The sequence below is a fragment of the Ignatzschineria indica genome, from assembly GCF_003121925.1.
GTDB lineage: Bacteria > Pseudomonadota > Gammaproteobacteria > Cardiobacteriales > Wohlfahrtiimonadaceae > Ignatzschineria > Ignatzschineria indica.
In genome coordinates this window covers 531,189-546,677 of sequence record NZ_QEWR01000002.1, presented here as the reverse complement: position 1 = coordinate 546,677, position 15,489 = coordinate 531,189, and the positions used below count along the sequence as shown (strand labels likewise).

Annotated in this window: 16 protein-coding genes and 1 riboswitch; of the genes, 11 read left to right on the top strand and 5 right to left on the bottom strand. The window is 42.8% G+C overall.

The window, feature by feature from the left end; all coding sequences use genetic code 11:
• Positions 1 to 12 precede the first annotated feature (12 nt).
• The 9 genes from panC (at position 13) to DC082_RS02410 (ending at position 8,611) form a co-directional block, all read left to right on the top strand.
• Complete coding sequence (gene panC, locus DC082_RS02445) at positions 13 to 861, top strand: pantoate--beta-alanine ligase (protein WP_109235602.1); 849 nt, start codon at positions 13 to 15, stop codon at positions 859 to 861.
• A 670-nt stretch (positions 862 to 1,531) separates the two neighbouring features.
• On the top strand, positions 1,532 to 1,747 hold the full coding sequence (locus DC082_RS10635; protein ID WP_133243675.1) for a hypothetical protein: 216 nt from the start codon (positions 1,532 to 1,534) through the stop codon (positions 1,745 to 1,747).
• Between the two features lie 146 nt (positions 1,748 to 1,893).
• Complete coding sequence (gene pstS / locus DC082_RS02440; RefSeq protein ID WP_109235601.1) at positions 1,894 to 2,934, top strand: phosphate ABC transporter substrate-binding protein PstS; 1,041 nt, start codon at positions 1,894 to 1,896, stop codon at positions 2,932 to 2,934.
• 221 nt (positions 2,935 to 3,155) lie between these two features.
• Positions 3,156 to 4,091 (top strand): phosphate ABC transporter permease PstC, encoded by a 936-nt coding sequence (pstC, locus tag DC082_RS02435; RefSeq protein WP_094567254.1) that lies wholly within the window; start codon positions 3,156 to 3,158, stop codon positions 4,089 to 4,091.
• Between the two features lie 61 nt (positions 4,092 to 4,152).
• On the top strand, positions 4,153 to 5,058 hold the full coding sequence (gene pstA / locus DC082_RS02430) for a phosphate ABC transporter permease PstA (protein WP_268245776.1): 906 nt from the start codon (positions 4,153 to 4,155) through the stop codon (positions 5,056 to 5,058).
• Between the two features lie 216 nt (positions 5,059 to 5,274).
• The gene (gene pstB / locus DC082_RS02425; RefSeq protein WP_109235600.1) at positions 5,275 to 6,111 is read left to right on the top strand and encodes a phosphate ABC transporter ATP-binding protein PstB; all 837 of its coding nucleotides are present in this window, start codon (positions 5,275 to 5,277) and stop codon (positions 6,109 to 6,111) included.
• Between the two features lie 88 nt (positions 6,112 to 6,199).
• Positions 6,200 to 6,931, top strand: coding sequence for a phosphate signaling complex protein PhoU (gene phoU, locus DC082_RS02420; RefSeq protein ID WP_109235599.1), 732 nt, complete (start codon positions 6,200 to 6,202; stop codon positions 6,929 to 6,931).
• Positions 6,932 to 7,248: 317 nt separating this feature from the next.
• The gene (locus tag DC082_RS02415) at positions 7,249 to 7,662 is read left to right on the top strand and encodes a hypothetical protein (protein WP_109235598.1); all 414 of its coding nucleotides are present in this window, start codon (positions 7,249 to 7,251) and stop codon (positions 7,660 to 7,662) included.
• Positions 7,663 to 7,906: 244 nt separating this feature from the next.
• Positions 7,907 to 7,951, top strand: a riboswitch (PreQ1 riboswitch).
• A 6-nt stretch (positions 7,952 to 7,957) separates the two neighbouring features.
• Positions 7,958 to 8,611 (top strand): 7-cyano-7-deazaguanine/7-aminomethyl-7-deazaguanine transporter, encoded by a 654-nt coding sequence (locus DC082_RS02410; RefSeq protein WP_094567258.1) that lies wholly within the window; start codon positions 7,958 to 7,960, stop codon positions 8,609 to 8,611.
• A 310-nt stretch (positions 8,612 to 8,921) separates the two neighbouring features.
• Here the strand turns inward: DC082_RS02410 and phoR are convergent, their stop codons facing one another.
• The 5 genes from phoR to glmM form a co-directional block, all read right to left on the bottom strand.
• Positions 8,922 to 10,238, bottom strand: a complete 1,317-nt coding sequence (gene phoR, locus DC082_RS02405; RefSeq protein ID WP_109235597.1) for a phosphate regulon sensor histidine kinase PhoR — start codon at positions 10,236 to 10,238, stop codon at positions 8,922 to 8,924.
• 250 nt (positions 10,239 to 10,488) lie between these two features.
• Entirely contained in the window at positions 10,489 to 11,184 is a 696-nt protein-coding gene (locus DC082_RS02400; protein WP_109235596.1) for a response regulator, read from the bottom strand.
• A 246-nt stretch (positions 11,185 to 11,430) separates the two neighbouring features.
• Positions 11,431 to 11,553 (bottom strand): hypothetical protein, encoded by a 123-nt coding sequence (locus tag DC082_RS10990; RefSeq protein WP_268245768.1) that lies wholly within the window; start codon positions 11,551 to 11,553, stop codon positions 11,431 to 11,433.
• A gap of 405 nt (positions 11,554 to 11,958) precedes the next feature.
• Positions 11,959 to 12,081, bottom strand: coding sequence for a hypothetical protein (locus DC082_RS10985; protein WP_268245767.1), 123 nt, complete (start codon positions 12,079 to 12,081; stop codon positions 11,959 to 11,961).
• Positions 12,082 to 12,240: 159 nt separating this feature from the next.
• Positions 12,241 to 13,554, bottom strand: coding sequence for a phosphoglucosamine mutase (gene glmM / locus DC082_RS02395; RefSeq protein ID WP_109235595.1), 1,314 nt, complete (start codon positions 13,552 to 13,554; stop codon positions 12,241 to 12,243).
• 254 nt (positions 13,555 to 13,808) lie between these two features.
• On the opposite strand from glmM, the gene DC082_RS02390 reads away from it, so the two are divergent.
• Both DC082_RS02390 and dut read left to right on the top strand, forming a co-directional pair.
• The gene (locus tag DC082_RS02390; protein WP_109235594.1) at positions 13,809 to 14,768 is read left to right on the top strand and encodes an NAD-dependent epimerase/dehydratase family protein; all 960 of its coding nucleotides are present in this window, start codon (positions 13,809 to 13,811) and stop codon (positions 14,766 to 14,768) included.
• Positions 14,769 to 15,032: 264 nt separating this feature from the next.
• Positions 15,033 to 15,488, top strand: coding sequence for a dUTP diphosphatase (gene dut / locus DC082_RS02385; protein WP_094567263.1), 456 nt, complete (start codon positions 15,033 to 15,035; stop codon positions 15,486 to 15,488).
• The last annotated feature ends 1 nt before the right edge of the window (position 15,489 follow it).

Genomic DNA, 15,489 nt, shown 5'->3' with positions numbered 1-15,489 from the left:
GGGAGATAGATAGTGAAAGTATTAAAAAGTGTAGCAGAAGTGCGTCAATGGCGAAAAGCACATCATGAAGTTGCGTTTGTTCCTACAATGGGAAACCTCCATGCGGGGCACCTCTCCTTAGTGGCAGAAGCGAAGCGTCATTGTGAGAATGTGATTGTTTCGATCTTTGTCAATCCACTGCAATTTGGTGAGGGGGAGGATCTCGATAGTTATCCGCGAACAATAGAAGCGGATATGGAAAAGTTGGAAGCTGCCGGCGTTTCGGCGCTTTTTCTTCCAACAGAAGAGATTCTCTATGGAGAAGATGCGCCTTTTTTAGTGGTACCTCCAAAATCGCTTATCGGTGAGCTTTGTGGGCGTGATCGTCCGGGCCACTTTGAAGGAGTTGCAACGGTAGTGACAAAGTTTTTCAATATTGTTACTCCCACTTATGCTTGTTTTGGTAAGAAAGATTACCAACAGCTTAAAGTGATCGAAGCGCTTGTGGCGGCACTCAATTTTGATATTAAGATTATTCCGGTCGATATTGAGCGAGAAGAGAGTGGTTTAGCGCTCTCAAGTCGTAATGGCTATTTAAGTGATGAAGAGCGTCAGCAAGCGACAAAAATTTCTGAAGTCTTAAAGGTCTTGAGGGAGAATCTACTCGCGCTTGATCTTGCATCGCGTCCTGAAAATTATCATGCCTATGAGAATGAAGCGCGTACTATTTTAGAGCGAGAAGGTTTTGTTGTGGATTATCTCTCGATTCGAGAGCAAAAGACGCTACAGTTAGCCACTCAGAAAGATCAACATCTTGTGGTCTTAGTGGCTGCAAAATGTGGTAAAACAAGGCTTTTAGATAATATTGAGATCAACTATTAAGTTTGATTAATTCTTGATTAACTCTTGATTAATTGACGTTTAAATTGAGAAAGGAGATGCGATCCATCTCCTTTTTTGTCGATTATTACTAATGATTATATTAGAAAAAAGGTAGAAAAAAGGTAGAAAAGAGGCTGAACGCTGCCGGTCCTCATTGTCGCGTTCTTCCAAAAATTACACGCCGGCAATGGGCATCATTGATGCCAACCTGCGGGCATGCAGTGGGAAAAAGAGCGAGATGGTAAGCTCCCGCGGCTCAACAGATTCTCTTATGGATTGAATCGATTAAACAACAGAAGCTGATGAGTTGCCGGAGATCACCACTGCATGCTTCCAAAAACCACGCGCCGGCAAATTGGCAATCTCCTATTGCCGATACTGCATGTTTCCATAAATCGCATGCCGGCAGATGATCTTCGATTGTCGGGAAATAGCATCACTTAATACTGATTAATGCTTGATAGTATTGTCTCAGGCATCAAAGATGCCAACCTGCGGGTATGCAGTGGTTAAAAGAGCGAGATGGTAAGCTCCCGCCTTTCAACGAATCATCTTAAGAATCATTGATTGAAAAAAGAGGCTGAACGCTGCCGGTCCTCACTATCGCGTTCTTCCAAAGATTACACGCCGGCAATGGGCATCATTGATGCCAACCTGCGGGCATGCAGTGGTGAAAAGAGCGAGATGGTTCTCTCCCGCCGTTCAACAGATTCTCTTATGGATTGAATCGATTAAACAACAGAAGCTGATGAGTTGCTGGAGATCACCACTGTATGCTTCCAAAAACCACGCGCCGGCAAATTGGCAATCTCCTATTGCCGATACTGCATGTTTCCATAAATCGCGTGCCGGTAGAGGATGCTGGCAAGATGATTTCAATTGTTGAGATTACGACATTTTTTCTTTGTTACATTGTTGTCACATACGCTTTGTATACTGTTTTCAGTCGCGGGAGGAACGTAGTTATGAAACCGACCCCCGTCTCCTTAAATCATAAACTTTTAATTTTGTACACTTAGGAGAGTTTTTATAATGAAAACAGTAAAGAGCAGTATCGCTAAATTGACCGCAGCAGTTGCATTGGGTGTCGCTATCACTACTACAGGTGCTATGGCAAAAGATCCCATTACTGTAACAGGCGCAGGCGCTTCTTTCCCGGCACCTGTCTATGCGAAATGGGCCGCTGAGTATGCGAAAGAGACGGGTAATCGAATTAACTATCAATCGATCGGTTCTTCCGCTGGCGTTAAACAGATCGATGCAGGTACAGTAGATTTTGGGGCAACGGATGCACCTCTATCAGAAGAGCAGTTAGCAGAGAAAGGTTTAATCCAATTCCCAACAGTGATTGGCGGTGTTGTTCTTGCAATCAATGTTGATGGAATCAAAACGAATGAACTCGTATTAGATGGTGAGACATTAGGGGATATCTATCTTGGTAAAATCACTAAGTGGAATGATGAAGCGATTGCAAAGTTAAACCCTAATCTTAAACTTCCTAATCAAGATATCTCTGTTGTCCGTCGTGCAGATGGTTCAGGAACCTCCTTTATCTTCACCGGTTATCTCGCAAAAGTGAATGAAGCGTGGAAAGATCAGGTAGGAAGTGGTTCAACAGTGAACTGGCCTGTGGGAATAGGTGGTAAAGGGAATGATGGTGTTACCGCATTCGTCCAACGTATCGAAGGTTCAATCGGCTATGTTGAGTATGCTTATGCAAAGCAGAATAATTTAAGCTATACCAAGTTGATCTCAAAAGATGGTGAAATTGTCAGCCCAGGCATCGACTCCTTCAGTGCTGCTGCAAAAGAGGTGAAATGGAATGAATCTTTTGTACAAGATCTAACAGATAAGCCAGGTAAAAATGCATGGCCTTTAGCAGCAACGACCTTTATTCTTCTCCATAAAGAGCAGAATAAGCCAGAAGTTGCAAAAGAGATCGTTAACTTCTTCAACTGGGGTTATGGTAAGCAGGGTCAAGAGATTGTTATCGGTCTAGATTATGCTCCACTTCCTGAAAATGTTGTCAAAATTATTGATACAACTTTAAAAAATGAGCTTATCATCAAGTAGATAGATGAGTAAAAATCAGTATATGCTCTATATATAGATGATAAAGATGGTGAAAATATTAAAAAGTATTCATCTTAAGCGATAATAGAATACCCAATCGATGAGAAGACGCTTCGGTTGGGTTTTCCATATCCAAAAAATTCAAAAGCTTAAAAGTTTAAAAGTTTAAAAGCTTAAAAATCTAATAATCGAGTCATCGAGATAGTGAAAGAAGAGATTGAATGAAAAGTATTAAAAAACCACAATCGGCTCTGCCAGATCAGCTTTTTGCTTTCAGCGTTCGTGCTGCGGCGATCTTTGTGCTGATTCTTTTAACCGGGATTATGCTCTCCCTAATTATTGCTTCTATGCCAAGTATTAAGGAGTTTGGACTCAAATTTCTCTGGACAAAGGAGTGGGATGCGCCGATGGATCAATTTGGTGCCTTAGTTCCGATCTACGGCACGATTATTACCTCCATTATTGCATTAGTGATTGCGGTGCCGGTCAGTTTTGGGATCGCTATATTTTTAACAGAGCTAGCCCCCCCTTGGTTACGCCGACCGATCGGGGTTGCGGTGGAACTTCTCGCGGCCATTCCCAGTATTGTCTATGGTATGTGGGGACTCTTTGTCTTTGCACCACTCTTTGCAAAATATTTCCAAAAGCCGCTCGAATCTTTTAGTAAGGGGATTCCTTTTCTCGATGAGATCTTTAAAGGCCCCGCTTTTGGTATCGGTATTTTAACAGCCGGCATTATCCTCGCCATTATGATCATTCCCTATATCGCTTCAGTGATGCGCGATGTCTTTGAGCGAACACCTCGTATTATGAAAGAATCAGCTTATGGGTTAGGCGCTACTACTTGGGAAGTGATCTGGAAAGTAATTCTTCCCTATACGAAAAAAGGGGTTTTTGGCGGTGTGATGCTTGGATTAGGACGCGCACTGGGAGAGACAATGGCGGTGACCTTTGTGATCGGTAATACCTATCAATTTGATAGCTTCTCCCTCTTTGCGCCCGGCAATAGTATCACCTCATCATTAGCAAATGAGTTTGCCGAAGCATCGAGCGAGCTTCATACGGCAGCGTTAATGGAGTTAGGGCTTCTCCTCTTTATTATTACCTTTATCGTATTAGCGATCTCAAAAATATTTATGAAGCAGGAGCGTGCATAAGATGAACGTTATAAATAGTAGTAGAGAGAATAGCAGAGAGAATAGTGGAAATAGCGGAGATATGGAAAAGAATAGGGTATCGCAAGATCAACACCATGAGCGCCAAATGACCCATCTTTCACGTGTGAAGAAGCAGCAACGTCGAAAAGTCATCAATCAATTTGCGATTGGACTTTCGCTTGTTGCGATGGCTTTTGGACTCTTCTGGTTAATTTGGATCTTATGGACGACAGCGACGAAAGGAATGGGGGGAATCTCGCTACAATTTTTCACTGAGATGACGCCACCACCTAATAGTGAAGGGGGCGGATTACTCAATGCGATTGTGGGAAGTGGCATTCTAATTCTCTGGGCAACAGTAATCGGTACGCCGCTTGGAATTTTAGCAGGTGTCTATCTGGCTGAATATAATAGTAATGGCAAGCTCGCTTCGGTGATTCGTTTTATTAATGATATTCTCCTCTCGGCACCCTCTATTGTGATCGGGCTCTTTGTCTATACCGTTGTGGTGGTTCGGATGGGGCATTATTCTGCTATTGCCGGAATCATCGCTTTAGCATTGATCCAGATTCCGATTGTGATACGGACAACGGAGAATATGTTGCTCCTAGTACCTCATACTTTGCGAGAAGCGGCTTATGCTTTAGGAACACCTAAATGGAAGATTATTGTTCGAATTACCTTAAAATCCTCCCTCTCCGGGATTATGACGGGAATTCTTTTGGCAGTTGCACGTATCTCGGGTGAGACGGCACCTCTCCTCTTTACGACACTTTCCAATCAATTCTGGAGCACCGATCTTATGGAGCCGATGGCAAGTTTGCCGGTCACAATCTATAACTTCGCAATGACGCCAGATAGTAATCTTCAAGCATTAGCTTGGGCAGGAGTTTTCTTTATTACAATGGCGATCTTGGCACTCAATATTATTGTGCGGATCTTCTTTAAATCTAATAATCGTGATTAGTCGATCACGGTTAGAGGAGTGTGATAAGAGAGCAGAATATCTCTATTGTTACACTCCTGTTACATAATGAATTTATAATAGCGAACTTATACTCGATATAATCGCTCAACCTTTAGTAGAAAGCTTATGAGATTTGAAAATAAGCGCTAAATAGGGCATAGGGCATCTAACCATGCTAAAGGTGAGTGAATCTCTTAATAGATGTAGGAAGATAGAATGAATTTAGAAGCTAAACAGAATATCGATTCTCATGATGCATTTGCCGCAGCGGCAGTTAAGCCCCCTGTTAAAGAGGATCGCCCGGCAAAAATTAGCGTTAGAAATTTAAACTTTTATTACCATAAATTTCACGCACTTCACGATATTACACTCGATATTCCCGAAAATCAGGTAACGGCTTTTATCGGCCCATCTGGTTGTGGTAAATCAACACTGCTTCGAACCTTTAATAAGATGTTTGAACTCTATCCCGAGCAGCGCGCTGAAGGGGAGATCTTGATCAATGGGGAGAATATCTTAACCTCCAAGCAAGATGTCGCTCTCCTGCGTGCTAATGTTGGCATGGTGTTTCAAAAACCCACTCCTTTTCCCATGTCGATCTATGACAATATCGCCTTTGGCGTCAAACTCTTTGAGAATCTCTCAAGAGCCGATATGGATGCGCGGGTAGAGTGGGCCTTAACAAAAGCGGCACTCTGGTCGGAGACTAAGGATAAGCTTCATGAACATGGCACCAATCTTTCTGGCGGACAGCAGCAACGATTGAGTATCGCGCGTGCAATTGCTATTCGCCCGGAGATTCTTCTAATGGATGAGCCTTGTTCGGCGCTCGACCCCATCTCAACCGGTAAGATTGAAGAGTTGATCTTTGAGCTAAAAGAGGATTACACCATCGTGATGGTGACTCACAATATGCAGCAGGCAGCACGCTGTTCAGATAAGACGGCGTTTATGTATTTAGGAGATCTGATCGAATTTGATGATACCGATACGATCTTCACAAAACCGAATCACAAACAGACAGAAGATTATATTACCGGTCGTTACGGTTAATGATTGAGTATGAGTGGTTGAGTTTTGAGAACGAGATTTGAGAACGGGTTTTGAGAACGAGATTGATATTGAGAAGAGAAGGGAACGCATGAAGAAGTTAGATTTTACGAGCCATATCTCAGCGCAATTTAATGCTGAGCTTGAGCGTTCGATGAGTAAAGTATTAGAGATGGGTGGGTTAACTGAGCGGCAGATTCGCGATTCGATCAAAGCGATGAGTCAGCGTGATGAGGCCTTAGCCCATGCTATTATTGAGCGAGATGAGGTGATCAATGAGTTAGAGGTTGAGATCAATGAGCTCTGTATTATGATTATCGCAAAACGGCAACCAACAGCGAGTGATCTTCGTCTTCTAATTGTAATTATTAAGACAATCGCCGAGCTTGAGCGTATCGCCGATACTGCTCGAAATATTGCTAAAATGGCCTATATTACGCCGGCGCCGGAGCATCTTGATGCGATTACCGTCTCTTTAGAGTCTCTAGCGATTCGGAGCCTTAATTTCTTTGAAAAGGTATTAGATGCCTTTGCACGTATGGATCTTGAAGCCGTCTTATCGATCTATCCCGAAGATGATAAGATCGATAGTGAATATGAGAATATTATTCGTCAGTTGATGACCTATATGATGGAAGATCCTCGCTCTATCCCCTCTATCTTAAAGGCGATGAATTGTGCGCGTTCTTTAGAGCGAATAGGGGATCGATGCCAAAATATCTGCGAATTTATTATCTACTTCGTCAAAGGGGTAGATATTCGTGTCCAGAAGAATGAGCGATTACAAGAGCTGCTCGATCAGCGAGATCGTAAAGCACTTTAACCCTTGCTATAAGGGCTTTATGATTAATAACTCAATGGAGGATCAGTTTAAAATATGAGCTGATCCTTTTTTATTGTTCTCTTTTACCGTCCTTCTATATCGTTATAGGATCTCTGTTTGAATATTGTTCGATCACTATCGAGATCATTTTTATGTCACTATTTCAGTGACAAAGGGAAGCCATTAGCAAATAATAAGCATCAATATCTATTAGTGATCTCTATTATTGATCTACTATTATTCATATCTTTATCTTCTTGCTATCTTTCATCAGCTGATCAATTGATCTGATGCCGGCAAGTCATTTAGGAGTATCGATGTCTCTCTCTTTTCAAGTTATTGCTTCACTTAAAAAATCTCTTTTCCGTGTGAGTGCCTTACTCTTAGTCGCAGGGCTTTCACTCTCTTCCCCGATTGCATCTGCTCAATCAGTCCCCATCGATAACTTTAAAAATTGTCTTATAGAGCGCACCTCTGATGTTGATCGGGTAGAGTTAGCTCAATGGGTCTATTTAGCGATCTCTTCCCATCCTCACTTAGTTGCCTATTCGGCGATTACTCCGGCAGAGCGACGTTTGATGAATCAGCGTGTTGCGCGTCTTTATGAGCGTCTTGTTACTCAAGATTGTAAAATTGCTTTGGTAATGTTAGTGGTGACAGATCAAGTTGAAGAGGGAATGGAAGTCGGTTTTAGTGCATTAGGAGAGATTGCAATGCTCTCTCTCTATTAGAGGATGAGAGTGTGCTTGAGAGTATTGAAGAGTATGCTAAATATCTCGATGTTGAGAAATTTGCCGATCTTTTTGAGATCGATAATTGATTGACTGATCGACTCAGTCTTCATTAAGTCTTCATTAAAGCGCTATGGCGTTGTCAGAAGATAGTACTAATGGTTGGGGGTTAGGGTTTAGACTCCTCCCCACTCTTGCAATTAATAGTTGCTGTTCGGCGTAAATCCGTTAGAATGATCGCCTTTCATTCGTGGTTCGCAATCCTCCCACATAAAAAAACTAAGGAATTTAATCGATGATTCAATACAACTTTACGCCAGAGCAGCGGCAGCGTGCGCTCTATATTCTCTCCTTTTTTCATATTCTGATTATTGCCTCGAGTAACTATCTAGTTCAGTTACCCTTTACGATCTTCGGTTTTCATACCACTTGGGGGGCATTTACATTTCCCTTTATCTTTTTGACCACCGATTTGACGATACGCATTTTTGGGGCATCATTAGCGCGGAGAATTATCTTTGTGGTGATGATCCCGGCATTGATGATCTCTTATCTTCTCTCTGTTCTCTTCTTTAAGGGATTATGGGTGGGTTGGGAGTCTTTGGCGACCTTCAATCTCTTTGTTGCGCGTATTGCACTTGCGAGTTTCTCTGCTTATCTCGTTGGGCAGTTGATCGATATCACTGTCTTTAATTATCTTCGTCAAAATCAGCGTTGGTGGGTTGCACCGAGTGCCGCGGCTGTCGTGGGGAATTTAATCGATACTCTAGTCTTCTTTAGTATTGCGTTCTATCAAAGTGATGATGATTTTATGGCAGAGAATTGGCCAGAAATCGCTATGGTGGATTACTTCTTTAAGATCGTTATCTCAGCAATCTTCTTCCTCCCGCTCTATGGAATATTGCTCAACTATCTTTTAAGAAAATTAGCTTCCCTCAAGAGTCAATAGATAGAGCAGGGTAATAACGTGCCGGTGATGAATCGATCAGATTACGACTCATACCAGCGCGTAGTTTCTGAAAGTATGCAGGAGTGATCTTCGGCATCTCATTAGCTTCTGTTGTTTAGTTGATTCGATCCATAAGAGAATCTGTTGAGCGTCGGGAGATAACCATTTCGCTCTTATAACTCCTGCATGCCCGCAGGTTGGCATCTTTGGTGCCTGATGCCGGCGAGAAATTGATGAAAATACGCGATAGTGAGATCCGGCAGCGTTCAGCCTTTGTTGTAAGAGCTAAAAAACGGCTGAGAATCGTCTCTTACATTTTTGATAGGTGAGCTTTAAGACGAAAAGAGAAGCAGCTTCCTTTCCCAACTTCACTGCTAATCTCTAGCTGACTCTCATGATTATTGAGAGCATGTTTAACAATGGCTAAACCTAAACCACTTCCTCCCGATTGCTCGCGGTTGCGAGAGGAATCGACCCGATAGAAACGCTCTGTTAATTTGTGAAGATGCATTGGAGGAATTCCTTTTCCTCTATCTGAGAGCTGAAAGAGAATCTCGCCTTGTTCACTACCATTATCTACCTTTGTTAGTAGAAGATGGATCGGCGTTTGGGGAGGATTATGTTCAATGGCATTGTAAAAGAGATTGAGAACCACCTGCTTAAGTTGATCCTGACTGCCGAGAACAGTTAAGTTTGGGGTAATCTCTGCGGTAATATAATCTCGAGATTCGGGATGTTGCTGATAATAATCATCGAGCATCTCAGCGGTGAGTTGTGAAAGAGGAACAACTTCGGCACGATCCCACTTAGCACCTGTCTCAAGGCGTGTTAATGCCATCAGTTGAATCACTAAGGAGTGAAGTCGCTCCGCTTGCTCCTCGATACGATCGAGCGCCTTAGCTTCAAAACTCTCGCGCTCTGATTCTGCCAAATTGCTCTGTAACATCTCGACATACCCTTTAATCACCGTTAAGGGCACCCGTAATTCATGGTTAACATTAGCGAAGAAGGTTTGACGCGTTCGCTCCGCAACCTCTCTATCGGTTACATCTCGAGCAATAATGAGTAGATTATTTTCGATATAAGGGTAGTAGAAGCGGCACTCAAGTTCACGTTGATCGAGCTGTAGGAGAAAAGGGGATTCATAATTTCCCGCTTTAAAATACTCCACAATTTCAGGTGTTCGAATTAGATTGAAGATCGATTGACGCTCATCTTGTGGCCAACGTAATTTGAGCATCGCTTCTGCTTGAGGATTACACCAATTTAAACGACCTTCTTTATCACATAAGATTGTGGCATCCGGCATCGCCTCCGCCCCTTTTCGAAAGTAGCGAATAAAATCGAGAAGTTGATTGCGCTCTTTTCGTTGCTCAATGCGCATACGATGCAAACCATGGAAGATAGGAAGCCAGCTACTTTTACCTTCGGGGGGATAGAAATTATGATCGATCCAGATCCAGCGGGAGAGGCGGTAGAGTTGCCGATAGTGCCAAAGAAGCAGCAGAAGAGTCGCAATAAAGAGCCAAAGAAAGAGGGAGCCAAAGAAGAATGAGAGTACAATCGCCGGCAGATAGAGCAGAAATAGCTCTAAAAGAAACTGTTTGGGAGAGAGGTGACCTAACATTTTTAAGGCTCCTTAGATCAATCTTAATTGAACACCTAATTTCTATCGGTTTTAAGCTACTAATCTATTGATTTATTGATTTATTGAATGATCTAATACCAATCAATCTGTATGCATTTTGATCAATAGAAGAAGAGAGAGAAGTAGAGAGCCCATCATAACGGATTGAAGAGGGCTTCTCCTACTAAAATTTAAGAGGATGAATGCTTTACCCAATCGATCTCTAGCGAAATTCTCTTATAAAGGCGTATTAGAGATGAGGAGAGAAGCGATAGCCTTCGCCACGAACGGTTTGAAGTAATTTATTATGGCCTGTAGGCTCTAAAATTTTACGAAGGCGCCCAATTGTGACATCGACCGTTCGCTCATCGACATAACTATCGATTCCCCAGACATGATCGAGAAGCTGATCGCGACTATAGACACGATCAATATGGGTAATAAAGAAGGCTAAAAGGCGGAATTCAATAGCACTAAGATTGATCAACTCCCCATTAATGGTAATTCGTTGTGCATCTAGATCGAGTTCAATACCGGCAACTTCACGAATCTCATTCTCCTCTTCAACATACTCATCAATTCGGCGAAGAAGGGAGTTGATTCGAGAGAGAAGCTCCTTCATTGCAAAGGGTTTAGGAAGATAATCATCAGCACCTGAATCGAGCCCAACAACACGATCTTCTAACTCTGCGCGAGCACTCAACATAATGACAGGAATATGGCGATTCTTACGGCTTGCTTTAAGCTCCTTTAGAAGATCGATTCCCGATTTTTGTGGCATCATCCAATCGAGGAGTATTAGGTCAATCTTAGGATTTTGAGTTAAGAGCTCTTTTGCTTCAATACCATCAAATGCTTGAATAACCTCAAATCCTTGACTTGAGAGAAAGTGTTCAATCATCTCTGATATAGGAATTTCGTCTTCAACGATGAGAATTTTTTTCATATTTACCAATATCTACCACTGTTTTACTATTGAAAATTAGTTGTCTACTCAATCGACTCACTGCTATCACGGTCGAGAGAGCGATCGCTATAGTGTCTCTTTTATTAGCAGATTCTTATTCTAAGGAGCGATTGTGACAACTATGTAACAAAGTGACAGATTGCGCAATGATTTGTCATCTTGATGTCATCTCAATAGGGTAAAAGGTAAGGGGGAGGTCTCAAAATCATTCTGTTCCAGTTGATTTTAAGCAGTAAGAAGATTAGTTGAGCGGCGGGAGCCAATCATTTCGCTCTTTTCACCACTGTATGCCCGCAGGTCGGCATCTTTGATGCCCATTGCCGGCGTGTAATCTCTGGAAGAACGCATCAGTGAGGACCGGCACCGCTCAGCCTTTTTCATTTCAAAAAAATAGCTGATGATAGAAGATCATTATTTGCCGGCGCATGGTTTTTGAAAGCATGCAATGGTGATCTCCGGCAACTCATTAGCTTCTGTTGTTTAGTTGATTCAATCCATAAGAGAATCTGTTGAGCGGCGGAAGAGAACCATCTCGCTCTTATAACTCCTGCATGCCCGCAGATTGGCATCTTTGATGCCCCATGCTGGCGCGTAATCTCTGGAAGAACGCATCAGTGAGGACCGGCACCGCTCAGCCTTTTTCATTTCAAAAAAATAGCTGATGATAGAAGATCATTATTTGCCGGCGCATGGTTTTTGGAAGCATGCAGTGGTGATCTCCGGCAACTCATCAGCTTCTGTTGTTTAGTTGATTCAATCCATAAGAGAATCTGTTGAACGGCGGGAGAGAACCATTTCGCTCTTTTTACCACTGTATGCCCGCAGGTCGGCATCTTTGATGCCCATTGCCGGCGTGTAATCTCTGGAAGAACGCATCAGTGAGGACCGGCACCGTTCAGCCTTTTTCATTTCAAAAAAATAGCTGATGATAGAAGATCATTATTTGCCGGCAGTGAAAGATTCTCAACTGCCGGCATCTGATTTCTGGAAGTATGGAATAGTAAGGCCCGGTAACCAGACCCTTTCTGATCTTACTTAAGGATGACTATTACGGATAATATCCGCTAAATATTGGGTATGCTTTTCACTTATCTCCCAAGCATCACTCTCAACCATGACACGGACAACGGGTTCCGTCCCCGAAGGACGAATAAGAATTCGACCTCGACCAGCTAACGCCTCTTCGACCTCAGCCATCGCCACTTTAAGCGCATCACTCTCCCAAGCAGCACCTCGTTCGATTTTAACATTGTGCATCACTTGAACCGTTTTGGGGATACGATCACGAATTTCTGCAAAGGTTGCACCACTCTGTTTCATCAATTGAATCGCTTGCAGTGCCGCAATAATTCCATCGCCAGTTGAGTGTTGATCAAGGCAGAGAATATGACCCGAATTCTCTCCACCGATATTGAGCTCTAATTGGTTGAGAAGCTCTAAAACATAACGATCTCCCACATTAGAGCGGTGGAGCGTAATACCATGTTCTTCAAGCGCTAATTCAAAACCTAAATTGCTCATAATGGTGCCGACAACAGCCGTTTCCTGGCGTTCTGTCGCTAAGAGATAGAGGATATCATCCCCATCAAACGGGCGACCTTTCTCGTCGATAATCAGTAGGCGATCGCCATCCCCATCAAATGCAACGCCGTAATCTGCCTTTTCTGCCTTCACAGTTGCAATGATTTTTTCAGGAGCAGTTGAGCCGACAGCATCATTAATATTGGTCCCATTTGGGGTTGTTCCGACCTCAATAACGGTTGCGCCTAATTGACGAAAAAGATCCGGAACGACCCGATATGTTGCACCATTGGCACAGTCGACAACGATCTTATCCCCTTTGAGGGAGAGCTCCGGCGCACTAGCAAGGCAGAAATCACGATAGTCTGTTAAGGCATCAGAGAGTGTCTCAATAGTACCGGTCGCACCTGTCTCTGGAGCAGAGAAAGGGGTATCAATTCCTGCTTCGATAGAGAGTTCAACATTATCATCGAGCTTTTCACCCTTCTCATTGAAGAATTTAATACCATTATCGAAGAAGGGGTTATGTGATGCCGAGACAACAATACCCGCTACAGCTTGATGCTTCATTGTGAGATAAGCAACTCCCGGCGTGGGAATCGTGCCGGCGAGAAGAACATTGACACCGGCATAGGTCAATCCTGAGGCGAGTGCCGCTACAAAAAGATCACAGGAGATGCGTGTATCTTTGCCGATGACGACGGTACTCTTATCTCCTTGAGAGAGCGCTTTACCTGCGGCAAATCCAAGTTTGAGAGCAAAATCGGGGGTGAGTGGAAATTCCCCTACTTTTCCGCGGACGCCATCAGTTCCAAAATATTTTCTCATTGCGCTGACTCCTTTTTAGTACCCACTTAAAGTTGGGTAAGTTGAACTATGGAATGTAAAGATAAAAACAAAATATGGGGAAAATCATAGCAGATTTTTAAGTGTGTGGTCCTTTTTGCAGCGATAAACCTCAGTAGGATCAATTTTAGGGATGATGATAGAGGGCAATTATAGGGGTAATTTAACTCTCAAGTTCTCTATTTATTTTGCTATACTGAGGGAATTAGAGTTTACAATCTATTTCAGGAGCAGAAATGAATCGAAAGAAAGTGAGTATCTTTGGGGGAACAGGCTTTGTCGGCTCTCCACTTGTTGCGGCATTAGCAAAAAATGGTTATCGCGTAACGGTCTTCTCTCGTGATCGTAATGTGCAAAATGATGCTTCATGCCTCTCTTATGTTGAATTTATCGATGGTTGCAAATTGGAAGATGAAGCCGTTATTCGTCAACATATGGCAGGATCTGATTATGTGATCAATCTTGTCGGCACATGGGATAACAACCGTCGCCGAGCGACTAAAGCGCATGTTACTTATCCAACTCGCATCTATGAGATTGCAAACTCCTTAGGGGTGAAGAAGATGATTCACTTTAGTGCTTTAGGTGCTAAAGAGGGGCAGAGTACTTTCTTTACAACAAAAGCTGCCGGAGATAAGGCGCTTCTCGATCTAGCGGCTAAAAATAAGATGAAGGTTGCGATTGCAGCGCCCTCATTAGTCGTCGGTTATGAAGATCGCTTCAGCTATAATTTAGCGCGTTGGATTCGTCACTCACCGCTTTTATGGTTACCGATGGCAGAGGCGAAAGTGCAACCTGTTTTTATCGATGATCTGATTCAAGCTGTTTTTGCGCTTTTAGAGCAGGATCATGAGCAGGTTGAATTTGAACTTGCCGGCAAAGAGCAATATCGCATCAAAGAGATTGCACAAAAGATAGCGAAAGAGATTACGCCAAAACGCCGTACAATTATTGGTATGCCCAATTTTATCGCCGGCACTTTAGCGTTCTTTATCGGCTTTATGCCACGTTTCCCCTATAATCGTAATCAGTTAAAGAGTGCTAAAACGGGCTCTGTAACAACACGAAATGATTTTGAGAAGCTCGGTTTAACGCCGGCAAGTTATGAGTCTGTTCGTCAAGCAGAGATGCCGACAACGATCTTAGATAAATATTATTATGATCGCCTCAATGCGCGCCGACCTGTAAAGCTCTAACACTCATCACTCTAACGTTTGTTACTCTAACGTTTATTACAAATTATTAGAAGACATTATCAAAGTAAGCTCCTTATATGTGAGGGATTCCTTTTAAGAGATCCATTAGATATAAGAGAGCTTCTTTATTTGTCTATCTTTTATTCATCAGTCAGTTATTGAATCAGCGCTAGTTGAATGAATGGGGTCATTGATTCATTGATTCATTGATTCATTGATTCATTGGTGCATGGCTCATTCGTTCGTTAAAAAGGATTATAAAAGATGTTAAATGTTGAATTTAAAGTTTTAGATCAACGTCTCGGAAGAGATTTTCCACTGCCTAATTATGCAACAGAAGGTTCTGCCGGGTTAGATCTTCGGGCAATGATCGATGAGGATCTTGTTATCAAAGCCGGCGAGACATCGTTTGTAAAGACTGGAATTGCTATCTATCTCAAAGATCCTCGCTATGCGGCGATGATTCTTCCTCGCTCAGGTTTAGGGGTAAAGCATGGCATTGTTCTGGGGAATTTAGTAGGCTTAATTGATGCCGACTATCAAGGGGAGTTGATGGTTTCGCTCTGGAATCGTAGCGATAAAGATTTTACCTTAACAGTGGGCGAACGTATGGCGCAGATGGTGATTGTTCCTGTTATGCAGGCAAACTTTGAGCAAGTTGAAGAGTTTGAAGCATCTGAGCGTGGTGAAGGTGGATTTGGACATACAGGACGAAAATAGA